Origin of the sequence: Streptomyces viridiviolaceus, from assembly GCF_014650995.1 — a bacterium.
In the GTDB taxonomy this organism is placed as follows: Bacteria; Actinomycetota; Actinomycetes; order Streptomycetales; family Streptomycetaceae; genus Streptomyces; species Streptomyces viridiviolaceus.
Genome location: NZ_BMWA01000004.1, coordinates 36,100 through 57,018, shown reverse-complemented (window position 1 = coordinate 57,018; position 20,919 = coordinate 36,100). Strand labels below are relative to the sequence as shown.

The following is a 20,919-nucleotide window of genomic DNA, read 5'->3' as shown; positions in this document are numbered from 1 at the left end:
CCTCTGCCGTACGCGCGTGCGGTCGTGTGATCCGCGTGTTCACTTTTCCGGCGATCTGGACAGATTTCTACCTGTCGCCCGCACTCACGCCACCGCACGCTTCGCAGAGGAGACCGCGTGACCGTACGCACCACCGCCGGTACGCCCGACCTGTCGTCCAAGGACCCCAACTGGTGGCGGCAGGCCGTCATCTACCAGATCTATCCCCGCAGCTTCGCCGACGCCGACGGCGACGGGCTCGGTGATCTGCGCGGCATCACCCAGCGCCTCGCCCATCTCGCCGCCCTCGGTGTCGACGCACTGTGGCTCAGCCCGTTCTACCCCTCCGAACTCGCCGACGGCGGCTACGACGTCGACGACCACCGCGCCGTCGACCCGCGCCTGGGAACCCTCGACGACTTCGACGCGATGGTCGCCGAGGCCCACCGCCTGGGCCTGAAGGTCATCGTCGACCTGGTCCCCAACCACAGCTCGCACCGCCACGTGTGGTTCCAGGAGGCCCTGCAGGCGGGCCCCGGCTCCCCCGCCCGCGACCGCTACGTCTTCCGCGACGGCCGCGGCGCCGGCGGCGAGCTGCCGCCCACCGACTGGCAGTCGGTGTTCGGCGGCAGCGCGTGGCGGCGGGTCCCCGACGGGCAGTGGTACCTGCATCTGTTCACCCCCGAACAGCCCGACCTGAACTGGGAGAACGAGCAGGTCCGTGCGGACTTCCGCACCACGCTCAGGTTCTGGTCGGACCGCGGCGTCGACGGTTTCCGGGTCGACGTCGCCCACGCGCTCGTCAAGGACCTGAGCGAGCCGCTGCGCGATCTCGGCGCGCCCGAGCTGAGCAGCGAGGCGGCGCTGGCGGAGTTCCCGCCCGGCACCCACCCCTTCTACGACCGCGACGAGGTCCACGAGGTCTACCGCGACTGGCGCAAGATCCTCGACGCCTACACCCCGCCCCGGATGGCGGTCGCCGAGGCCTGGGTGCCGGGCGCCCGGCGCGCGTTGTACGCCCGTCCGGACGAGCTGGGCCAGGCGTTCAACTTCGAGTACCTCCAGGCCGGCTGGGACGCGGACGAGCTGCGGCGGATCATCACCGGCTCACTGGCGGACGCGCACGCGGCCGGGGCCTCGGCGACCTGGGTGCTGTCCAACCACGACGTCGTCCGGCACGCCTCCCGCCTGGTCCTGCCGCCGGGCACCGACACCGACGCATGGCTGCTGTCCGGCGGCACCGCACCGGCCGTGGACGCCGCGGCCGGGCTGCGCCGGGCCCGCGCGGCGACCCTGCTGATGCTGGCGCTGCCCGGCTCGGCCTACGTCTACCAGGGTGAGGAGCTCGGCCTGCCCGAGGTGGCCGACCTGCCCACCGAGGTGCTCCAGGACCCGATCTGGGAGCAGACCGGGCACGTCCGCAAGGGCCGCGACGGGTGCCGGGTGCCGCTGCCGTGGACGACGGACGGACCGTCGTACGGCTTCGGGGCGGGCGCCGCCTGGCTGCCGCAGCCGCCCGGCTTCGCGGCGTACGCCGTCCAGGCGCAGGACGGGGTGGAGGGCTCGACGCTGGAGCTGTACCGCACGGCCCTGCGCCTGCGCCGCAAGCTGCTCGACGGCGAGTCGCTCACCTGGGCGGACGACGCCCCGCCCGGGGTGCTGCAGTTCGACCGCTCGGACGGCTGGCGGTGTGTCACCAACCTGTCGGACGGGCCCGTCGAGCGGCCCGCCGGTGAGGTGCTGCTGAGCAGCGCGCCGCTGGAGGACGGCCGTGTGGGGCCGGACACGACGGTGTGGCTCTCGCGGTAGGCACGGGCCCGCTTCCGCACCCCGCCCGGCCGGTGGGGTGCGGACGCCCGGGAGCGGTCAGTACCGCACCGCCCGCGCCACCACCGCGCGGACGTCCCCGGACAGGTCGTGCGTGCTGCGGGCGGTGGCCCGGCCGGACTTGCCTGCCGGGACGTCGGAGACGGTGACGACGACCGTGTCGAGCAGGTTGCCGTCGGGGTCGGTGAGGTTCACCTGTACCGCGAAGGACTTCGCCGACTCGGCGGTGTTGCGGGCCGTGACCTCCACCGTGGTCCGCCCGTCGGCGTCGATGCCCGGGTCGCCCAGCCGCACGTCGCCCCTGACGTCGGCGCCCTCCTGGATCTCCTCCAGCCACCGCCCGGCCTCCGCCGTCGCCGACGCCAGGGCGTCGGAGCCCTCCGAGGCCAGCGAGGAGGCGGCCGAGGCGGCCCGGCTGGCCGCGCTCGCGGCACTTGCGGCGTCCGAGGGCGGCCCGGTGTCGTCGCCTTCGTCGGAACAGCCGGCCAGTGCGGTGGCCACCACCGCCACGGCGGCCGTCAGTGCGGCGCCGGTGCCGCCGTGTGCCCGGTGACCGGCCATCTTCGCCTCCAAGGGCCTCGGGTGGACCGTCGTCGACCGGCGACGGCGTACGGGTACGCCACCAGTGAAGAACCGTGACCGCCGGTCCGCACTCCGGCGGTCACCCGGACGGAGCAGTCCGGACGGGCGCCGGACCCGGGGCCGGCAGGGAGAAACGGGAGCTGCCCCGCCGGCGGGGCAGCTCCCTGGCATCGGTGAGTCGGCACCCGGGCGCGGCGCGCGTCACACCCCGGGCGGCAGTCCGCCGCCGCCGAAGGAGCCGCTGGAACCCGGCAGCCAGCGCCGTCGCTTCTGGTCCTCTCCCCGCCGGGTGCTCGCCGGGTGGAGCTCGTACGGCATGAGCCGCGAGCCTCCGTTCGTCACCCTCGGGACCTCGTCCGGCTCCCGCATCTCCCGTTCCTCGTGGACGGGCCCTGCCTCGGGGAGCTTCGGTTGTTCCTCCGCGCGGGGCCGGTTGGACTCCCGTTCCATGACCCGCATCCCGACGGCCACGGCCAGGATCAGAGCGCCGGCGATCACCATGCCGCCGATGAAGGCGACGGTCACGTTGACCGTGTCGGATGCGGCCAGCAGTACATACGTTGCCGTACTCATGTTCTGATTATGGACCCCGGAATGGGATAAAGCGCCAGATATGTCCGGATGATCTGCCGGTGAACGATCTCTTCGTGATTGAGGAGCACGGACGCCTGGTACCCGGGGCCGAGGCGGCCGCTGCGACGGACCGGCCGCCGGAGCGTCACGGGCGGAAGGAGCACCGGATGACTGCGCCGTTGACGGTCGACGCCCACGAGTACGGACTGGTCGGGGACGGCACCACCGACGACCGGCCCGCGTTGCAGAAACTGGTGGACGCCCTGGGCGAGGCCACCGCCGCGGACGGACGGCCGCGCACCGTGCGCGTGCCCGCCGGGCGCTACCTGATCCGGGACCGGCCCGTGCTCTGGCGCAGCGGCGTCTCCCTCGTCGGGGCCGGCCGGGGAGCCACCTGCTTCGTGCTCGCCAACCCCGGCGCCCCGGACCAGCCGGTGCCGCTGGCCTGGTTCACCACCGCGCAGCACGGCGCCGGCCGGGACAACCACATCGCCGACATCACCTTCGCGCACTTCGAGATCGACGGCTCCGAGGTGCACACGGAGGAGTACGAGGTACTGGCCAAGGGGCTCGGCCTGCAGTACGTGCTGCGGGGCCGCTTCACCGACCTGTACATCCACGACACGGCGGCCACCGGCTTCGGCTGCGACTTCCTCCAGGACACGGTCGTCGAGGGCGTGCTGACCGAGCGGTGCGGGCGGCAGGACCCCGGCGAGAAGATGGGCGGCGCGGGCATCGGGATCGGTGTCGGCGGCTGGGGCCCGGTCGAACGGCTGTCGGTGACCGCGTGCGTGGCGACCGGCAACGGCACCAACGGCATCTTCCTGGAACTCCAGCAGGAGGACTGGCCCCCGCCCCGCGGCATCCGCATCACCGCCTGTCACACCGAGGACAACCGCTACGGCATCTCCGACTGGGGCACCGACGGACTGCTCGTCACCGGCTCGACGATGATCGGCAACCACGTGGCCGGGTTCGACGTGTCCTCGCAGGGCACCACGAGCGTCGGCGGGCGCGGCGGCATCGTCACCGGCTGCGTCATCGACGGCAACGTCTGCGACGGCATCGCCGTGGGCAACACCCCCGGCCCCTACGCCTTCCGCGGAAACCGCGTCAGCAACAACGGCCGGCACGGCTACTGGCAGCACAATCTGGCCGGCGGCGACCAGGAGGCGACCACGGACATCGTCCTGGAGTCCAACGACATCCGGCACAACGCCCTGGACGGCATCCGCGTCGACGCCGCCCTGCACGAGCCGGCGATCCTCGGCAACCGCGTCCGCGACAACGGCCGTCGCTGCGCACCGGCGGCCGAGGGCGGCGGCGAGGGCGTGCGCTTCGGCCCGCGGTCCCTGACCGACGCGGGCGCCGACTGGCTCCCGGGCGGCCACCACGGCAAGCAGCTGACGGTGGGCGACAGGACCGCGCTGGTGGTGGCCAACACCGCGACCGAACTCACCCTCGCCCCCGAGCGCCCCGGCGCCACGACGGCCTGGCTCGACGGCGCCCCCGCCCCCGGCTCCGCCTACCGCCTCGAGGACTCCCCGGCACCGCGCGCCGGCCTCACCGCGGCGGCGGCCGTGAAGCACCCCTACGTGCACGGCAACCGGATCTGGGACGACCAGCACCCACGGACCCAGACCCACGCCCTGTGGATCGCCCACGAGGCCACCTGGACCGGCGGCCGGGTCTCCGGCAACGACTTCGGCGGCAACGCCTCGGCGGCCACCCGCTTCGACTCGGCCCCCAGCGGCGGCCGGTGGCGGGACAACGACGGCTGACTACGGTGCCCGCAGGGCGTCCACCGCGATCCGGGCCGCCGTGCCGATGACCGCGTCGGCCGCCGGGAGCGTGGCCGCGGTGTGGGCGGTGCGGGTGAAGACGGCCACGGCGTAACGGCCGCCGTCGGGGTACTCGACGACGCCGACCTCGTTGCGCAGGGTCGGCAGGGTTCCGGTCTTGCCGGCCACGTGGACGTCGTCGAAGGGGAAACCGGAGGCCAGGCGGTGCGGCCAGACCTGGAGGCCCAGGATGCGGCGCATCGCCGCGCCCTGTTCGGGCGGGCAGGCCTCGTCCCGCCAGACGGCGCCCAGCAGCCGGGTCATGTCGCGGGGCGTGCTGCGGTTGCTGCGGGCCGGGTCCAGGGCCCTGAGCCGGGTGATGACGTGCGGGTCGGTCAGGGCCCGGGCGCCGGCCGGCCCGGCGTCCTCCCGCATGGTGGCCAGCATCTCGCCGAAACCGTGCACGGCCCGCGTCCGGGTGAGGCCGAGGCGGCTCGTGGTGCGGTTGACGGCGTCCAGGCCGACCCGGCGCAGCAGCAGGTCGGCGGCGGTGTTGTCGCTGACGGACATCATCAGGAACGCGGCGTCCCGCAGCGACAGCCGGACCGGGTCGAGCATCGCGGCCAGCCCGGTGGGCCCCGGGGTGCGGCCGGCCGGCGGGCACTCGATCTGCTCGGTGAGGTCCAGGCGCCCCTCGGCGGCGTGCTCGTGCAGGGCGACCAGCAGGCAGAGCTTGTGCACGCTGGCCGTGCAGACCGGCTGGTCCGCCCCGGCGTCGACCTGGGCTCCGGAGTCGATGTCGACGGCGTGCAGCCAGCCGGTGACCCCGGCGTCGTCGAAGGCCGCGCGCAGACGGCCGAGGGTGTCGGTCACAGCCAGAACTCCGATGCCGGGCGAAGGTGCAGCGGCCGGGCGGCGGTCTCGGCCCACGCGCCGGCCGTGGTGCGCAGCGCGTGCGTGGCCGCTTCCGCGAAGGCGCCGACGGCGGCGTCGCCCCGTCCCTTCGGCCAGGCCACCGACGTCCGCCGGGCCAGCGGGGCGCCGGCCAGCGGACGCCAGACGAGGTCCGGGTCCGGCGCGCCCGTGGCCGCGAGCTGGGTGTCCCGGGGAACGAGGGCGACCGCCCCGGCGGACAGCACCAGGCCGCGTACGAAGCTGGCGCCCTGGCCGTGCCGTACGGCGGCGGGGGTGTAGCCGCCCCGGGCGCAGGCGGTGAGCAGGTCGTCGTAGACCGCGGGGGCGGTGTCGCGGGGGAAGAGGACCAGGTCGTACCCGGTCAGGGACGCGAGCGGCACCTCGGCGAGGCCGGCCTGCGCGGTGCCGCGCGGCAGCAGCACGCCGAGGTCGCGGCGCAGTATCGGGCCCAGCTCCAGGCCGGCCACGTCGCAGGGGTGGTGGATGAGGCCGACGTCCAGGTTGTGGGAGGCGAAACCGGCGAGCTGCTGCGCCGTGGACAGCTCGTGCAGCTCCAGTTCGAGGCCGGAGCGGCGGCGGAAGCCGGCCAGCAGGGCGGCGACGGTCTCGCCGGAGATGTCGGGGGACAGCGCGGCCCGCAGCAGTCCGGTCTCGCCGTCCCGGATGCGGCGCGCGGTGGCCAGGAACGCCTCCGACCGGCCGAGCAGCTCCCGGGCCTCGGCCAGCAGCAGCGTGCCGGCCTCGGTGATGGTCACCTGTCGGCTGGTGCGTTCGAAGAGCCGGACGCCCAGTTCCCGCTCCAACCGCTGGATGCGCTGTGACAGCGGCGGCTGCGCGATGCCGAGGCGGGCGGCGGCACGTCCGAAGTGTGACTCTTCTGCAACAGCCACGAAGCACTCCAGGTGCCTCATCAGGTCCACGACCAGTAATCATATCGTGCATTGATCGATCCGACATCCATATGAATCTTGGACAGAGGCCCGGTGGCGTTGCTCTCCTCGGGACATGCGCTCCTCCCCTGACTCCTCCGTCCGCCCGCGCAGGTGGCCCGTCGCGCTCGCCCTCGCACTCGCCCTTCCCCTGGCCGGCTGCGGCGCGGAGACCGACCGTCCCTCCTCGTCGCCGTCCGCGAGCACGGCGCCCGCCGGCGGCACGGCCACCGCCCCGGCGGCGGACACCCGTGAACGCCTGCGGGTGGACGGCCGCACCCGGCAGTACCTGCTGCACCGGCCCGCCACGGGCACCGGCCGACCCAGGCCCCTGGTCATCGCCTTCCACGGCCGGGGCGCCGACGCGGCCCATCTGCGTGAGCAGAGCCGGCTGGAGAAGGCGGCCGGCGCGCGCGGCATGCTGATCGCCTTTCCCGAGGGTCTGGCAGGCGGCTGGGGCGCCGGTGCGCGGGCCACGGAGCAGCGGCCCGACCCCGGCGTCGACGTGCGGTTCACCGAGGCGCTGATCGAGCACCTGGTGCGCACCGAGGGGGCCGACCCCGAGCGGGTGTACGTCGCCGGGTTCTCCAACGGCGGTTCGATGGCCCTGCGCATGGCGGCCCAGCGTCCCGGCCTGCTGGCGGGGGCGGCCTCGGTCTCCGGGCAGCTGCCCACGGGGGACGCCGCGGTGAGCCCCACCGGCGCGATCCCCGTCCTGATCGTCTACGGCGCCGACGACCCCGTACGCCCCCTCGCCGGGCTGCCCTCGCCGCCGCCGGGCCCCGGGGAGCCGATCCTGCCGACGCTCTCCGCGCGGGCGAGCGCGCAGGCGTTCGCCGCCGCCGGTGACGCGGGCGAGCCGGTCACGACGGCCGAGCCGGGCCACGACCGCACGGTGTGGCGACTGCCCGGGCGGGCGGCCACCGTCCAGTTGCTCGTGGTCCACGACGCGGGCCACACCTGGCCGGGCTCGGCGATCACCCCTCCCGACGGGTTCGGCCGCACCAGCACGGCCGTGGACGCGACCGCCACGATCCTCGACTTCTTCGCCGCGGCCTAGGGGGTGTCCGCGAGGTCGCGCCCGACCCGTGACGCCCGGCGCGCTCCCGCCCGCTCGGCTTCGCTCACGCGGATGGCACGCCCCACCGCCGCCGCACCGGGCGAACACCTGAGCACGACCGGTACGCGGGCGTCCGCCCGGCACCTGCCCGGCCACCGGCCCGGCCCGGAGCACGCGCCGGACGCCGCGGGGCCCGCCCTCCGGGCGGACGACGCGTCTTCCGCGGACACCCCCAGGCCCGTCCGGCGGATCGAGCCGCAGCCGCGGGGCCGGTCACGCCGTCCCCGTCTCGCGATGCCGGACCCCCTTCACCCGAACCCCGGACGGGCCCCGCGCCCGGCCCGGAACCCGACAGACAAGGAATCCGTCGATGCACGACACCGGATACATCACCCCCGGCCACCGCAGGTCCCGCACCGGCGTGCGGGCCGTCACCGCGGTGGCGGTGGTCCTGGCGATCGCCGCGGGCGGCTCCTACGCCGCCGGGTTGGGCCCCTTCGCACGCGGCGACGACGGCCCCGACCCCGCCGCGATGAAGCAGGCCCGCGCCTTCCTCGCCGACTGGGCCGCCGGACGCCTGCCGAGCGCGGCCGGCCGCACCACCAGACCCGACGCCGCGCAGGATGTGCTGCAGAGCTTCACGGCCGGGCTCGACATCGAGAAGCCGCAGCTGACGGCGGCGGAGGACGAGAAGGCCGTGGAGGCGGAGGACGGCACGCTCGGCGTCCCCTTCACCGCCCGGATGCCGATCACGGGCCTGGGCACCTGGACGTACACGTCGAAGCTGCCGCTGCGCGAACAGGGCGACGGCACCTGGAAGGTGGACTGGCGGCTGGCCGTGGTCCACCCGCGCCTGAGCGACACCGAGAAGTTCCACCTCCGGCGCGAGGAGACGGAGCCGCCCGAGGTCACCGACCGCGACGGGCGGAACCTGTCGGGCGGCGACTTCCCGTCCCTGGCCCCGCTGCTGGGCAGGCTCGGCGGGAGCGCCGACGGCGGCCCGCGCGGCGCGGTCGAGCTGGTCGACCGGACCACCGGCGAGGTCGAGCGCACCGAGGCCACCTTCGGCCGCGAACCCGACCCGGCGACGGACGGCGGTCCGGTCCGCACCACCCTGGATGCCACCTGGCAGGCGGCCGCCGAGAAGGCCCTCGCCGAGGCCGGCGGCAAGAACGCCGCGCTGGTCGCCCTGCGGATCGACAACGGCGAGGTCCTCGCCCTCGCCAACTCCCCGTCCTCCGGTTTCAACCGCGCCGCCTCCGGCACGTACGCGCCCGGCTCCACCTGGAAGATCGTCACCAGCAGCGCCCTGCTGCTCAAGGACGCCGTGGCCCCCGACGACGTGGTGGACTGCCCGAAGTTCCTGACGGTCGGGAAGGAGTGGCACAACGTGGAGACCTCCGAGCACCCCGGCGCCACCTTCCGCAAGGACTTCACCGAGTCCTGCAACACGGCGTTCATCAGCCTGCGCGGCAAGCTCGACGACGGGGAACTGGGGGAGGTCGCCCGGACCTACTTCGGCGTCGGCCAGGAATGGCACATCGGCATCCCGACGTACGACGGCTCGGTGCCGGCGCCCAAGGACGAGACGGAGAAGGCCGCCTCGATGATCGGGCAGGGCCGGATCCAGGCCAACCCGCTGATCATGGCGTCGGTGACGGCCACGGCGGTCTCGGGGCGGTTCCACCAGCCGTCGGTCACCGCCGGGAACGAGGACACGACCCGCACCGAGCCGCTTCCCGGGAAGGTCGTCACGCAACTGCGCGAGCTGATGCGGGCCACCGTCACCGACGGCACGGCGCACGTCCTGGCCGACCTGCCCGGCGAGATCGGCGCGAAGACCGGCACCGCCGAGGTCTCCGAGGACCAGGACAACAACGGCTGGCTCGTCGCCCACCGCGGCAACGTCGCCGTCGCCGTCGTCGTCGAGGAGGGCGTCACCGGCGGCGGCTCGGCCGGTCCCGTCGTCCACAGCCTGCTGTCGGCCGTCCCGGACGACCCGGCGTGAGCCGGGCCGTCAGCCCCGGGCCGTGTCCTGGGCGCCGGGGGCGGCGGGGTCCTCGCCGCGCACCGTCTCGCCCTGGATCACGCGCGGCGCCCGCTGCTGGTCCGCGGGCGTCCGCTCGTCCTTCATCGCCCGCGCCTCGGCCTTGAGGATCCGGGCCGACTTGCCCGCCGAGCGGGTCAGCTCCGGGAGCTTCTTCGCGGCGAGGACGGCTATGACGACGATGAGAATGATCGCGAGTTCGCTCATTCCGAACACGGCGCTCCCCTGGTGGCATGCGGTCCGGGCCCGCGGCACGGGCCCGGACGGAATCTACTGCGGAGTGGGACGGGAGGTCGATCAGAGGTCGAACTCGTGCGGCGGCAGGCCGAGGGCGAAGCACGCCTCGCGGACCACGGCCTGCTCGTCCTTGTCGAAGTCGCCGTCGGCGCCGCTGATCACGATGCCGATCTGCACCACGGCCCGTGCCTCGGCGGGCTTCTTCCTCGCCTTGGCGATCTCCTGCAGGACGCTGACCTTGCCGAAGGCGAAGTCGGCGGTCAGCCTGTCCAGGTTGTCCTCGAAGCGGCGGCGCAGATCGTCGGCGGGGAAGTTCCGCAGCACCTCGTTGGTCGCGATCAGCTGGGCCACGCGCTGCCGCTCCGACGGGTCGACCGTGCCGTCGGCGGCGGCGACCAGCGCGCACATCGCCATGCCGGCGTCCCGGAAGGCACCGCTCTTGAGGTCGTTCTTCTTCGCCGCGAGCTGGGTCTGCATCTGCGACGCGGACTCCTTGAGGCGGTCCCACAGGGCCATGAGAACTCCGTACGGGTCATAGTCTCTACAGTCGTGTAGAAACTATCAGAGGGCGGGAACAACCGAAGGTGTCCCGCCGTTCTCTACAACCGAGTAGAAGCGATGCCTTTGCTTCTCCTTTACCATGAGAAGGGCAAGCCCCGGGCCGAAGCGTCGTCGCACCGGCCCCCGACCCCGCTAAGGAGTCCCGTTCCGTAATGGAGCCTCCCAGTACCGGCCGTGCCATGGCCGGCCCGCAGCCCGCGCTGTCCGTGCGTGAGGGAAGCGGGGTGGCACGGTGACCGAGGTCCTGCTGCTCCTGCTGGCCCTCCTCCTCACCCTGGCCTGCGCGGTGTTCGTCGCGGCCGAGTTCTCCCTGACCACCGTCGAGCGCGGTGACCTGGAGCGTGCCGCCGGATCCGGCGAGCGCGGCGCCGACGGCGCCCTGAAGGCCGTACGCGGCCTGACCCTCCAGCTCTCCGGTGCCCAGCTCGGCATCACCGTGACCTCCCTGGTCATCGGCATGCTCGCCGAGCCGTCGCTCGCCGCGCTGCTGCGCGGCCCGTTGCGGGCGATCGGCCTGGGCGGCGCCGCCTCCACGGTGGCGACCGTGCTCGGCGTGGCCGTCTCCACCGTCGTCCTGATGGTCGTCGGCGAGCTGGTGCCGAAGAACTGGGCGATCTCCCGCCCGCTGGCGGTCGCCAAGGTGGTGGCCGGTCCGCAGCGCGGCTTCACGGCCGCGTTCGGTCCCTTCATCCGGCACCTGAACAACACCGCCAACCGTTCCGTGCGCCGCTTCGGCCTGGAGCCCGCCGAGGAACTGGCGTCCGCCCGCAGCCCCGAGGAACTGGTCGCGCTCGCCCAGCACTCGGCCGCCGAGGGTGCCCTCGAGGCGGACTCGGCCGAACTCTTCGTCCGGACCCTGCACCTGAGCGAGCTGACCGCCCAGAACGTCATGACGCCGCGGGTGGACGTCAAGGCCCTGGAGGCCCACGCCACCGCCGCGGACGCCGCCAACCTCACCCACGCCACCGGCCTGTCCCGCTTCCCGGTCTACCGGGACAGCCTGGACGAGGTCGTCGGCACCGTCCACATCCGCGACGTCCTCGCCCTGGACCCGGAGCGGCGCGCGGTCACCCCGGTCACCGACCTGGCGACCGCACCGCTCCTGGTGCCCGACAGCCTGCCCGCCGACCGGCTCCTGGAGCGGCTGCGCGCCACCCGCACCATGGCCGTCGTCATCGACGAGTACGGCGGTACGGCGGGGGTGGCGACCGTCGAGGACATCGTCGAGGAGGTCGTCGGCGAGGTGCGCGACGAGCACGACCCCGTCGAGACACCGGACCTGCTGCCCGCGCCCGCCGAGGCCGACGGCCGCGCGGCCTGGGAGGCGGACGGCTCCGTCCGCCTCGACCGGCTCGCGGAGATCGGACTGACCGCGCCCGACGGGCCGTACGAGACCCTGGCCGGCCTGATCGCCACGAACCTGGCACGCATCCCCGCCAAGGGTGACGTCATCTTCGTGGCCGGCTGGCGGCTGGACGTCCTGGACGTCGACCACCACCGCGCCGACCGCCTGCGCATCATCGCGCCCGCCGCGGCCGGCGTCCCCCTGGAGCAGCCGGAGGCGGCCCGATGACCGCGCTGCAGCTCTTCATCGGCGCCCTGACGCTGCTGACCAACGCGTTCTTCGTGGGCGGCGAGTTCGCCCTGATCTCCGTACGCCGCAGCCAGATCGAGCCGCGCGCGAAGCAGGGCGACAAGCGGGCCCGGATGACGCTGTGGGGCCTGCAGCACCTGTCGGCGATGATGGCCACGGCCCAGCTGGGCATCACCGTTTCCTCGCTGGTGCTCGGCGCGGTCGCGGAACCGGCCATCGCGCATCTGATGGAGCCGGTCTTCGAGGCCGTCCACGTCCCGCACGCGCTGGTGCACCCCATCGCGTTCGCCATCGCGCTGTCCCTCGCCACGTATCTGCACATGCTGATCGGCGAGATGATCCCGAAGAACATCGCGCTGGCCGCGCCGGCCACCACCGCGCTGCTGCTGGGTCCGCCGCTCGTCGCGCTCACCCGGGCGCTGAGGCCGGTCGTCTTCGGCATCAACGCCTTCGCCAACACGCTCCTCAAGCTGCTCAGGGTGGAGCCGAAGAACGAGGTCGAGGCCGTCTTCACCGACGACCAGCTGGCCCGCATGGTCGTGGACGCCAGCGAGGCCGGACTGCTCACCCCGGCCGACGGCGAACGCCTGCGCGACGCGCTGGAGCTGGGCACCCGCCCGGTCGGCGAGATCCTCGTCCCCGTCCAGAAGATGCGCACGGCACCCCACACCGTCACCCCGGCCCAGCTGGAACGGCTGGCCGTCGAGGCGGGCTTCTCCCGCCTCCCGGTCACCGGCCCCGGCGGTGCGCTGCTGGGCTACCTGCACATCAAGGACACCCTCGGCGTCACCGACCGCGACCGCCCCTTCCCCCGCGCCAGCCTGCACCCGATCAGCCGGGTCCGCATCGACACCCCGCTCGACGACACCCTCACCGCCCTGCGCGCGACCGGCAGCCACCTGGCCGCGGTCACGGGCGAGACGGGCACGGTCCTGGGCTTCGTGACGATGGAGGACGTCCTGACGGAACTGGTGGGGCCCGCGACGGTGGGCACGTGACCTGACGGGAAGCCGTCCCGCGGGCACCGGCGACACCCGGACGAGCGGCCACCGGCACCGCCGCTCGCCCGGCCGGGGCTGCTGCGGGACGGACCCATGGCCGTGGTCGGCCCGTTCCGCATCACCGAGGACTGCGTGTACGCGGGGGCCGAGCCCACCGGTACGGCGTCCGCGGCGCGGCCGCCAAGGACGGGGCCGAGACCCTCGGGCCCTTCCGGCATGGGCCCGGGACCGGGACGGGATCCGCGGGACCGACGTGCGGGACGCGGTCCTGCGGAGCGGTGCACGGCGGCCGACCCGTCGGCCGTGCTGGTGACCGGCGGCGGAGAGCTGCCGTCGGCCGTCATGGTGCGGCTGTGGACCGCCGGCGGCACGGTCGGGGCGAGCGCGCAGGCGGCCGTCCCTGGTGCGATCCACCGCCGAAGGAGCAGGACGAGTTCTCGCGGAACGTCCTCGCCCGGCCGGCCGGCGGCCACGCGTGCGCCGAAGCCGAGGGAGACACAGGCACCCCGGGCCGCGAGGAGCGGCCCAGGGCGCTGCGGACGGGGGCGGATCTGTGTTCGCCGGGGCAGATATCCGATGGACGCGACTAGAGTTCAGGTGCGGGGGAACCGGATTCCCTGCGGCGGGCCGTGTCCCAGGCGGTCCGCGGGAAGGTGCGCATGCCGTCGGAGAGCGGGCTCGACGCCGAGGGCCGGACACCGGCCGCCGACCGGCTCGACGACGATCGCTACCCGGCGTACACCATGGGCAGGGCGGCCGAACTGATCGGCGCCACGCCCGGTTTCCTCCGCGCCCTCGGCGAGGCGCGGCTGATCAGCCCGACGCGTTCGGAAGGCGGTCACCGCCGGTACTCGCGCCGGCAACTGCGCCGTGCCGCCCGCGCCCGGGAACTGGCCGACCAGGGAACGCCGATCGAGGCCGCCTGCCGCATCGTCCGGCTCGAGGACGAGCTGGCGGAGGCCCTGCGTGCCAACGAGGAACTGCGCCGCGCGGCCGAGCGGACCGGGTCCCGGCAGGAGCCGTGAGGGCGGCGGGCGAAAATCTGACGTCGACGGAACAGATATTCGCCGGACCCGGGAAAAATGTTTCATTCCCAAATCTGCAGTGATTTTCGCCGGATTTTTTTTCGCCGCGCCGCCGGGATATCTCGTGCTAGGGTCGACGTCAGTTGCAGTTGTGGTTGCCATTTGTGTTACCGGTTTTCCCGGGCAGGTGATCATCGCGGCGATGAGGAAGGCCCGCACAGTGCGGGCCTCCAGCACTGCCTAGGAGTAAATGACATGGCCACCGGTACCGTGAAGTGGTTCAACGCCGAAAAGGGCTTCGGCTTCATCGCGCAGGACGGCGGCGGCGCCGACGTTTTCGCCCACTACTCGAACATCGCCACCCAGGGCTTCCGCGAGCTGCAGGAAGGCCAGCGGGTGAACTTCGACGTCACGCAGGGCCAGAAGGGCCCGCAGGCGGAGAACATCGTTCCCGCGTAACACGCGCGAACCCCACGACGAGGGGCCCGCACCGCGAGGTGCGGGCCCTTTGTGCTGCCCGGGAACCCTCACCAGCCGGTCGCCAGGAAATGGTTGAGGAGCAGGGCGAGCACGGCCTGGGCCGCGAGCCAGACACGAGGACGGCTGAGCAGCGCGCAGGCCGGAAGCAGCCACATCGCGAACGGGAGCCAGATGCGTTCCGTCTCGGCCTTGCTCATTCCCGACAGGTCGGCGACCAGGAGGGCCAGCAGCGCCGAGGACACGAGCAGGGCGAAGCGCGCTCTCGCCGCCGCGGGGCCGCGGGAGTCGCCGGGCCCGCCGGGCTCGCTGAGCATCGCCCCGCGCGAGCGGACCAGTACGGCGCCGGTCCGCCGGACGGCCGCCGCCGTCGCCGGACCCGTGACGAGGACCGTGCAGGCGAGGTTGGCCCACACCCAGTAGCCGTACGGGCGGACACCGCCCGCGCCCTGGTAGTAGCGGGTGACGAGCAGGTGGTACGCCTCCCACCAGTCGAAACCGGCCGCGGTGAACGCCGCCGGGACGACGGCCAGCCCCGCGAGCAGGTACAGGAGGAGCACGGGCCGCTCGCGCACGCGCCGCCGGCCGAGCAGCAGCACCGCCGCTCCCACCACCGCGAAGAGCGTGAGGCCGTACGACAGATAGCAGGTCAGGCCGAACAGCAGCCCCGAGCCCGCCGCCCACCACAGGGAGCGTCCGGTGACCGCGAGGGCCAGCAGTGCCACGGCCCACGCGGCGACCGCCGCGAAGTAGGCGTCGGCCGACGTGCCCAGCCACACCGCGGCCGGCGCCAGGACCAGGAAGGGCGCCGCCCGCCGGGCGAGCCGTTCGTCGGCCAGGGCCCGGACCGCCACCAGCACGGCCATGCAGGCCGTCGCGCCGACGGTGATGCACCAGGTCCCGGCCCAGCCCCCGCCCCGCAGCCCCACCCGGTCGAGCAGGACGAAGGTGAGCGTGGCCGCCGGGGGGTGGCCGGCGATGTGGGCGGGCCAGTTGTCGGGGGAGTCGATCAGGATGTGCCGGGTGAAGTCGCGCAGGGCGGCCGGGATGTCGTCGAAGCGGTCGATGACCTGGAGGTACTCGAAACGGGTGGTGAGCCGGACCGCGATGCCCCGGTGCCAGCCGTCGATCAGCGCGAGCGACCAGATCCAGGCCATGGCCGTGCCCCAGGCCCCCGCGAGCAGTCCGCGCCACGGCAGCCGGGCCGCCAGCGCCGGGCCGTACACCACGGTGGCCGCCGCCACCAGGACGGCCGCCGGGGTGCCCGGACCCACGTGCGGATCCCACCGGCCCACCAGGGGCGGCCAGCCGACGAGCAGCGTGTGGCGGGTGTCCTGGATGTGGCGGCCGATCACTACGGCCGTCAGCACGAGCAGCACGGCGGCCGCGACGGCGTACAGGTCGCGGAGGAGAGCGCGGGTCACAGGGGAACCGTAGGGCGGGACGGGGCACGGGAACGGCGCACGCGGCGGACGTCAGCGTTTCGTCACGGGTCGCGCACCCGGTCAGGGGCCCGTTCCGTCCTACGGTCGGGACATGCGCGACAACGACGCCCCACGGCTTCCCTCCTCCCCGGGGTTCTGGCGCAGCCCCCTGCGCGGTCCCCGGTTCACGTCGGTGCTCGGCCTCGTGCTGCTCGTCGGCATCACCGTGCTGTTCGTGACGGGCCTGCTGTCCTACGCCGCCTACAACCCGGACCTGTCGCCGGTGAACGACATGACGCCGGGCAAGGGGATCCTCGGCTTCTACCTCTTCGCGTGGCCGACCGACCCGTACTGGCTGTACCGCCTCACGCAGGGCGTCCACGTCACCCTCGGGCTCACCCTCGTCCCGGTGCTGCTGGCCAAGCTGTGGTCGGTGGTGCCGAGACTGTTCGCGCTGCCGCCGGCCCGCTCGTTCGCCCACGCGCTGGAGCGGATCTCGCTGCTGCTGCTGGTCGGCGGCGCGCTGTTCCAGTTCGTCACCGGTGTGCTCAACGTCCAGTTGGACTACGTCTTCCCCGGCTCCTTCTACCCCCTGCACTTCTACGGCGCCTGGGTGTTCTTCGCCGCGTTCGTCGCGCACGTCGCCCTGAAGGCGCCGATCGTGGTGCGCAATGTACGGCGGATGCGTGCCGGGGCGGCGGAGGAGAAGAGCGACCTGGTCTCCCCGCGCCCCGACCCGCCCACCGTGTCGCGGCGCGGGGCGCTGTGGCTGGTCGGCGGTGGCTCGCTGCTGCTGTTCGGCACGAACGCCGGCCGCAGCTTCGACGGGCCACTGCGCGCGACGGCCGTGCTCTCGCCGCACGGCGGAGCCGAGCCCGGTGGCGGCCCGAACGGCTTCCAGATCAACAAGACGGCCGCCTACGCGGGCGTCGACGCCGCGGAGACGGCCGACGAGGCGTGGCGGCTCGTCGTCACCGGGCGTTCGGGGACCGTGCGCCTCGGCCGGGCCGATCTGCTGCGGCTGCCCCTGCACAGCGCGGCGTTGCCCATCGCGTGCGTGGAGGGCTGGTCGACGTCCGACCAGTGGTGGCGCGGCGTGCGGCTGCGGGACCTCGCGGCGCTGGTCGGTCACGAGGGCGAACCGCCGGACGTGCTCGTCGAGTCCCTCCAGCGGCGCGGTGCGTTCCGGCACGCGGCCCTGCGTGCCAACCAGGTGGCCGACCCGCGCTCCCTGCTCGCCCTGTACGTCAACGGCGAGGTGCTGAGCCCGGACCACGGCCACCCGGCGCGGGTGATCGTGCCAGCCGTGCCTGGCGTGCTCAACACCAAGTGGGTGGCCCGGATGACGTTCGGAGACCGGTGATGGACCCTGTGGCCCGGCTGCGGCCGGCGATCGGCAGTCCGTTCCAGATCGTCCTGCTCGCCTGCTCGTTCGCGCTCGCCGGTTACGCGGGCGTGCGGCTGCTGGCCGGTGACTGGTTCGGCGTGGCGCTGTGGTTCGTGGGGGCGGCGCTGCTGCACGACCTGGTGCTGCTGCCCCTGTACGCGGTGCTGGACCGGGCGGTCGTCCGGGGATTCGACGTGGCCGGACGCCGGACGTGGACGGGGTACGTGCGTGTTCCGGCCGCGTTCTCCGGGCTGCTGCTGCTCGTCTGGTTCCCGCTGATCAGCGGCCGGGTGGACCGGCGTTACCGATCGGCCGCCGGGCTGTCGGCGGACGGTTTCCCCGCCCGCTGGCTGCTGATCACGGCCGTGCTGTTCGGTGTCTCGGCGCTGCTGTTGGCGCTGCGGCTGCGCAGGGAGACGAAGCGCGGTCCCCGGCCGTCCAGTGAGTGACGGCCCGCCGGCCGGGCGGCGCCCGCGTGCCGAGCCGGGCGCAGACGGGGCGGCCGCCCGGGCGTCGACGACCTGCACGGGGGTGCCTTCGTCGACGTCCGCCAGGTCGGTCTCGGGGATCAGCAGGCCGCCGGGCGCGTGTCCGCGGACGCCGTTCGCGGGCCCGCTCATCGGTCCGCTCGTCCGCCGGTGGCCGGTGAGCAGCAGGCGAGCCGGGCGGCGAACCGGCTGTGGGGGGCCAGTGCCGCCACGGCCCGTGCGTCGGCGGCGGTGTCGACGTCGCGCAGGCGGGGCAGGTCGCGCACCCGCAGCCCGGCCGCCAGCAGCCGCTCCCGCTGCACGGCCCCCGTCGTCGGCGTCGACATGGGCACGCCCCGCAGCAGGCCGGGGTCGGGCCGGGCCAGCCCCAGGGCCCAGAAGCCGCCGTCCTCGGCCGGACCGAAGTACGCGTCGCAGTCGGCGAAGTCCACGGTGAGCAGCTCCGGCGTGACCTGGGGGGTGTCCATGCCGATCAGCAGGGCCGGGCCGGCACATCCGGCGAAGGCGTTCGCGAGCCGTTCGTCGAGGCCGCCCGCGCACTGGGGCGCGACGTCGAAGCCGGGCGGCAGCCAGGGGCCGGGGGCGCCGTCGAGCACCAGTACCCGCCGGTGCGCGGGCGTCGCCGCCACGGTGCGCAGGGTGTCGACGAGGGCCGCCTCCGCGAGCGCCGCCGCTTCCGCCGGGGTGTAGGGCGGGGTGAGCCGGGTCTTGACGCGGCCGGGGCGCGGCTCCTTGGCGATGACGAGGAGGGTGGTCACCGGGGGTTCCCCTCACGGGCCGGCGGCTCGGCCAGGACGCGGCGCATGTCCCGTACCGCCTGCCAGGTGCCGCGCCAGGTGCCCGTCACCTTGGAGGCGCCGGTGCGCGGCAGGTAGGGGACGTCGTGCTCGGCGATCCGCCAGCCCGCGTCGGCGGCGCGCACGACCATCTGAAGGGGGTAGCCGCTGCGCCGGTCGGTCAGGCCGAGGGCGAGCAGCGGCTCGCGGCGGGCGGCGCGCAGCGGGCCGAGGTCGTGCAGGCGCAGGCCGGTACGGCGGCGCAGCAGCAGGGCGAGCGCGAGGTTGCCCGCGCGGGCGTGGGCGGGCCAGGCGCCCCGGCCCTGGGGTCGTCTGCGGCCGAGCACCAGGTCGGCGGTGCCGGCGCGGACCTCGCGCACGAACGGTTCCAGCAGTGCCGGGTCGAGGGAGGCGTCGCAGTCGCAGAAGCACACGAGGTCGGCGGTGGCGGCGGTCAGGCCGGCGTGGCAGGCGGCGCCGAAGCCCCGGCGCGGCTCGTGCACGACGGTGGCGCCGAGCGCGCGGGCCGTGTCCGCCGAGCCGTCGGTGGAGCCGTTGTCGACGACGAGCGGGCGCCAGCCGGCCGGGACGCGGGCCAGGACCCAGGGGAGGGCCTCGGCCTCGTTCAGGCAGGGGAGCACGAGGTCGACGTCGGGAGCGGGCGGGGCGGTCACGGCCTCACCCTACGAACCGCAAGCGGACGAAACGGACTTCCTGTCCTTGCGAAACGCGGACGGCGCGGACTCCGGCGGCCGGGGGAGCGCCGGGGCCGGCGCGGCGAGAGACGGGATGCACGCATCCGCCGCACGAGGCCACCGCGGGCGGCCCCGTCGGGCGGCAGGTCGTCGCCGGGCACGGGTCGTCTCACTCCCCGCGCAGCCCGGCCCGCGCGAACTCCCGCATCCCCGCGGCGAATCCCACCTCCGGCTGCCAGCCCAGCTCGGTCCGCAGCCGCGAGGAGTCCGCGGTGATGTGCCGCACGTCGCCGAGGCGGTACTCGCCGGTGACGACGGGCCGGGGTCCGCCGTACGCGGCGGCCAGCGCCGCCGCCATCTCGCCCACCGTGTGCGGCTCGCCGCTGCCGGTGTTGTACACCGCGAGTCTCCCCGGGGGCGCCGGTGACTCCAGCGCCGCCAGGTTCGCCGCGGCCACGTCCCGTACGTGCACGAAGTCCCGGCGCTGGCGGCCGTCCTCGAACACCCGGGGCGCCTCGCCCCGGGCGAGCGCGGAGCGGAAGAAGGAGGCGACGCCGGCGTACGGGGTGTCGCGGGGCATGCCGGGCCCGTAGACGTTGTGGTACCGCAGCGACACCGCCGAGGCGCCCGTCGCCCGGGCCCAGGCGGCGGCCAGGTGCTCCTGGGCCAGCTTGGTGGCGGCGTACACGTTGCGGGGGTCGGCCGGGGCGTCCTCCCCGACCAGCCCCGGGACGAGGTCGTCCCCGCACGCCGGGCACACGGGCTCGAACCGGCCCGCGTCCAGGTCGGCGACCGAGCGCGGCCCCGGCCGTACCACCCCGTGCCGCCGGCACGCGTAACGGCCCTCCCCGTACACGACCATCGAGCCGGCCAGGACCAGACGCCGCACGCCCGCCTCGGCCATGGCGGTGAGCAGGACGGCGGTGCCCAGGTCGTTGCGGGAGACGTACTCGGCGGCGTCGGCGAACCCGGTGCCGAGCCCGACCATCGCCGCGTGGTGGCACACGGCGTCCACGCCGGCCAGGGCCCGAGCGACGGCCGCCGGATCGCGTACGTCGGCGCCGGGATCCTCCCGCACGTCGTACCCGACGGGCTCGTGTCCGTGCGTCCGGAGCGCCGCCATGACGTGGGACCCGATGAACCCGGCGCCGCCGGTGACCAGTACGCGCATGGGGACACGCTAGGTCCGCGAGGGCTCCCGCCCCGGTGACCGGCCCGGCACGTCGCCCTCCGCAGGACCGGGCCCATCGTGGCCGGAATCGTGCTCCCTGAACTCCGGGTCAGTAGTGAACAGTGGCGACTGCCGAGGAGACCAAGTGCCTCGGCGTGTTCGAGCCCGTGCAACTCGTCCAACCAGGGAGAAGCATGCGCACCGAGACAGTCCTGCAGAACGACGCCGCCTCCGACCTCGACCTCGACCTCGACCTGCGTGTCTCCGACGTACCGGAGCAGACGCAGCAGTTCGGACAGGGCACGTACACCTCGCCGAGCAGCTACGCCATCGGCACCCGCTGTCCCATCTGCTGCGCGTAACGGAGAACCGGACCGCGCGGGGCGGGGC

Annotated in this window: 21 protein-coding genes; 11 read left to right on the top strand and 10 right to left on the bottom strand. The window is 74.2% G+C overall.

The window, feature by feature from the left end; translation table 11 throughout:
- Positions 1 to 117: 117 nt before the first annotated feature.
- On the top strand, positions 118 to 1,788 hold the full coding sequence (locus IE260_RS06235; protein ID WP_189869464.1) for a glycoside hydrolase family 13 protein: 1,671 nt from the start codon (positions 118 to 120) through the stop codon (positions 1,786 to 1,788).
- A gap of 57 nt (positions 1,789 to 1,845) precedes the next feature.
- Here the strand turns inward: IE260_RS06235 and IE260_RS06230 are convergent, their stop codons facing one another.
- The gene (locus tag IE260_RS06230) at positions 1,846 to 2,367 is read right to left on the bottom strand and encodes an FxLYD domain-containing protein (RefSeq protein WP_189869463.1); all 522 of its coding nucleotides are present in this window, start codon (positions 2,365 to 2,367) and stop codon (positions 1,846 to 1,848) included.
- Positions 2,368 to 2,589: 222 nt separating this feature from the next.
- Positions 2,590 to 2,961, bottom strand: coding sequence for a DUF6479 family protein (locus IE260_RS06225; RefSeq protein ID WP_189869462.1), 372 nt, complete (start codon positions 2,959 to 2,961; stop codon positions 2,590 to 2,592).
- A gap of 167 nt (positions 2,962 to 3,128) precedes the next feature.
- On the opposite strand from IE260_RS06225, the gene IE260_RS06220 reads away from it, so the two are divergent.
- On the top strand, positions 3,129 to 4,742 hold the full coding sequence (locus IE260_RS06220; protein WP_189869461.1) for a right-handed parallel beta-helix repeat-containing protein: 1,614 nt from the start codon (positions 3,129 to 3,131) through the stop codon (positions 4,740 to 4,742).
- On the opposite strand, the gene IE260_RS06215 is transcribed toward IE260_RS06220, so the two are convergent.
- Positions 4,743 to 5,615: a serine hydrolase gene (locus IE260_RS06215; protein WP_373303320.1), complete on the bottom strand. Its 873-nt coding sequence runs from the start codon at positions 5,613 to 5,615 to the stop codon at positions 4,743 to 4,745.
- Positions 5,612 to 6,577, bottom strand: coding sequence for a LysR family transcriptional regulator (locus IE260_RS06210; protein ID WP_229880453.1), 966 nt, complete (start codon positions 6,575 to 6,577; stop codon positions 5,612 to 5,614). The genes IE260_RS06215 and IE260_RS06210 overlap by 4 nt, the downstream gene beginning before the upstream one ends.
- Before the next feature lie 85 nt (positions 6,578 to 6,662).
- Here IE260_RS06210 and IE260_RS06205 point away from each other — a divergent pair, with 85 nt between their 5' ends.
- Both IE260_RS06205 and IE260_RS06200 read left to right on the top strand, forming a co-directional pair.
- A complete protein-coding gene (locus IE260_RS06205; protein WP_189869460.1) occupies positions 6,663 to 7,646 on the top strand; it encodes a CE1 family esterase in 984 nt (327 codons plus the stop codon).
- Positions 7,647 to 8,016: 370 nt separating this feature from the next.
- Complete coding sequence (locus IE260_RS06200; protein WP_189869459.1) at positions 8,017 to 9,654, top strand: penicillin-binding transpeptidase domain-containing protein; 1,638 nt, start codon at positions 8,017 to 8,019, stop codon at positions 9,652 to 9,654.
- 9 nt (positions 9,655 to 9,663) lie between these two features.
- Here the strand turns inward: IE260_RS06200 and IE260_RS06195 are convergent, their stop codons facing one another.
- Together IE260_RS06195 and IE260_RS06190 are read right to left on the bottom strand one after the other, a co-directional pair.
- A complete protein-coding gene (locus tag IE260_RS06195) occupies positions 9,664 to 9,909 on the bottom strand; it encodes a twin-arginine translocase TatA/TatE family subunit (protein ID WP_189869458.1) in 246 nt (81 codons plus the stop codon).
- Positions 9,910 to 9,990: 81 nt separating this feature from the next.
- The gene (locus IE260_RS06190) at positions 9,991 to 10,446 is read right to left on the bottom strand and encodes a tellurite resistance TerB family protein (protein ID WP_189869457.1); all 456 of its coding nucleotides are present in this window, start codon (positions 10,444 to 10,446) and stop codon (positions 9,991 to 9,993) included.
- 277 nt (positions 10,447 to 10,723) lie between these two features.
- Between IE260_RS06190 and IE260_RS06185 the strand changes: the two genes are divergently transcribed.
- The 4 genes from IE260_RS06185 to IE260_RS06170 all read left to right on the top strand — a co-directional run bounded on the left by IE260_RS06185 (position 10,724) and on the right by IE260_RS06170 (position 14,570).
- On the top strand, positions 10,724 to 12,064 hold the full coding sequence (locus IE260_RS06185; RefSeq protein ID WP_189869456.1) for a hemolysin family protein: 1,341 nt from the start codon (positions 10,724 to 10,726) through the stop codon (positions 12,062 to 12,064).
- Positions 12,061 to 13,083 carry a hemolysin family protein gene (locus IE260_RS06180; RefSeq protein ID WP_189869455.1) on the top strand — a complete coding sequence of 341 codons (1,023 nt, stop codon included), beginning with the start codon at positions 12,061 to 12,063 and terminating at the stop codon, positions 13,081 to 13,083. Before IE260_RS06185 ends, IE260_RS06180 begins: the two co-directional genes overlap by 4 nt.
- A gap of 662 nt (positions 13,084 to 13,745) precedes the next feature.
- The gene (locus tag IE260_RS06175) at positions 13,746 to 14,111 is read left to right on the top strand and encodes a MerR family transcriptional regulator (protein WP_189869454.1); all 366 of its coding nucleotides are present in this window, start codon (positions 13,746 to 13,748) and stop codon (positions 14,109 to 14,111) included.
- A gap of 255 nt (positions 14,112 to 14,366) precedes the next feature.
- Positions 14,367 to 14,570 carry a cold-shock protein gene (locus IE260_RS06170; protein WP_189869453.1) on the top strand — a complete coding sequence of 68 codons (204 nt, stop codon included), beginning with the start codon at positions 14,367 to 14,369 and terminating at the stop codon, positions 14,568 to 14,570.
- Between the two features lie 68 nt (positions 14,571 to 14,638).
- On the opposite strand, the gene IE260_RS06165 is transcribed toward IE260_RS06170, so the two are convergent.
- Positions 14,639 to 16,012: a hypothetical protein gene (locus IE260_RS06165; RefSeq protein ID WP_189869452.1), complete on the bottom strand. Its 1,374-nt coding sequence runs from the start codon at positions 16,010 to 16,012 to the stop codon at positions 14,639 to 14,641.
- Between the two features lie 112 nt (positions 16,013 to 16,124).
- On the opposite strand from IE260_RS06165, the gene IE260_RS06160 reads away from it, so the two are divergent.
- Positions 16,125 to 17,375 (top strand): molybdopterin-dependent oxidoreductase, encoded by a 1,251-nt coding sequence (locus IE260_RS06160; protein ID WP_189869451.1) that lies wholly within the window; start codon positions 16,125 to 16,127, stop codon positions 17,373 to 17,375.
- Positions 17,375 to 17,848 carry a hypothetical protein gene (locus tag IE260_RS06155; protein ID WP_189869450.1) on the top strand — a complete coding sequence of 158 codons (474 nt, stop codon included), beginning with the start codon at positions 17,375 to 17,377 and terminating at the stop codon, positions 17,846 to 17,848. The genes IE260_RS06160 and IE260_RS06155 overlap by 1 nt, the downstream gene beginning before the upstream one ends.
- 167 nt (positions 17,849 to 18,015) lie before the next feature.
- On the opposite strand, the gene IE260_RS06150 is transcribed toward IE260_RS06155, so the two are convergent.
- The 3 genes from IE260_RS06150 to IE260_RS06140 form a co-directional block, all read right to left on the bottom strand.
- Complete coding sequence (locus tag IE260_RS06150) at positions 18,016 to 18,645, bottom strand: TIGR04282 family arsenosugar biosynthesis glycosyltransferase (protein WP_189869449.1); 630 nt, start codon at positions 18,643 to 18,645, stop codon at positions 18,016 to 18,018.
- Positions 18,642 to 19,337 carry a glycosyltransferase family 2 protein gene (locus IE260_RS06145; RefSeq protein WP_189869448.1) on the bottom strand — a complete coding sequence of 232 codons (696 nt, stop codon included), beginning with the start codon at positions 19,335 to 19,337 and terminating at the stop codon, positions 18,642 to 18,644. Before IE260_RS06145 ends, IE260_RS06150 begins: the two co-directional genes overlap by 4 nt.
- A 190-nt stretch (positions 19,338 to 19,527) precedes the next feature.
- Entirely contained in the window at positions 19,528 to 20,529 is a 1,002-nt protein-coding gene (locus IE260_RS06140) for an NAD-dependent epimerase/dehydratase family protein (protein ID WP_189869447.1), read from the bottom strand.
- A 194-nt stretch (positions 20,530 to 20,723) separates the two neighbouring features.
- On the opposite strand from IE260_RS06140, the gene lanA reads away from it, so the two are divergent.
- A complete protein-coding gene (gene lanA / locus IE260_RS06135) occupies positions 20,724 to 20,891 on the top strand; it encodes an SCO0268 family class II lanthipeptide (RefSeq protein ID WP_189869446.1) in 168 nt (55 codons plus the stop codon).
- Positions 20,892 to 20,919: the final 28 nt, after the last annotated feature.

Excerpts from the sequence above, each read along its gene's own strand:
- IE260_RS06225 (WP_189869462.1), bottom strand. The coding sequence starts at position 2,961 with ATGAGTACGGCAACGTATGTACTGCTGGCCGCATCCGACACGGTCAAC.
- IE260_RS06155 (WP_189869450.1), top strand. The coding sequence starts at position 17,375 with ATGGACCCTGTGGCCCGGCTGCGGCCGGCGATCGGCAGTCCGTTCCAG.
- IE260_RS06205 (WP_189869460.1), top strand. The coding sequence starts at position 6,663 with ATGCGCTCCTCCCCTGACTCCTCCGTCCGCCCGCGCAGGTGGCCCGTC.
- IE260_RS06180 (WP_189869455.1), top strand. The coding sequence starts at position 12,061 with ATGACCGCGCTGCAGCTCTTCATCGGCGCCCTGACGCTGCTGACCAAC.
- IE260_RS06160 (WP_189869451.1), top strand. The coding sequence starts at position 16,125 with ATGCGCGACAACGACGCCCCACGGCTTCCCTCCTCCCCGGGGTTCTGG.
- lanA (WP_189869446.1), top strand. The coding sequence starts at position 20,724 with ATGCGCACCGAGACAGTCCTGCAGAACGACGCCGCCTCCGACCTCGAC.
- IE260_RS06175 (WP_189869454.1), top strand. The coding sequence starts at position 13,746 with ATGCCGTCGGAGAGCGGGCTCGACGCCGAGGGCCGGACACCGGCCGCC.
- IE260_RS06170 (WP_189869453.1), top strand. The coding sequence starts at position 14,367 with ATGGCCACCGGTACCGTGAAGTGGTTCAACGCCGAAAAGGGCTTCGGC.
- IE260_RS06190 (WP_189869457.1), bottom strand. The coding sequence starts at position 10,446 with ATGGCCCTGTGGGACCGCCTCAAGGAGTCCGCGTCGCAGATGCAGACC.
- IE260_RS06200 (WP_189869459.1), top strand. The coding sequence starts at position 8,017 with ATGCACGACACCGGATACATCACCCCCGGCCACCGCAGGTCCCGCACC.
- IE260_RS06140 (WP_189869447.1), bottom strand. The coding sequence starts at position 20,529 with ATGCGCGTACTGGTCACCGGCGGCGCCGGGTTCATCGGGTCCCACGTC.
- IE260_RS06220 (WP_189869461.1), top strand. The coding sequence starts at position 3,129 with ATGACTGCGCCGTTGACGGTCGACGCCCACGAGTACGGACTGGTCGGG.
- IE260_RS06230 (WP_189869463.1), bottom strand. The coding sequence starts at position 2,367 with ATGGCCGGTCACCGGGCACACGGCGGCACCGGCGCCGCACTGACGGCC.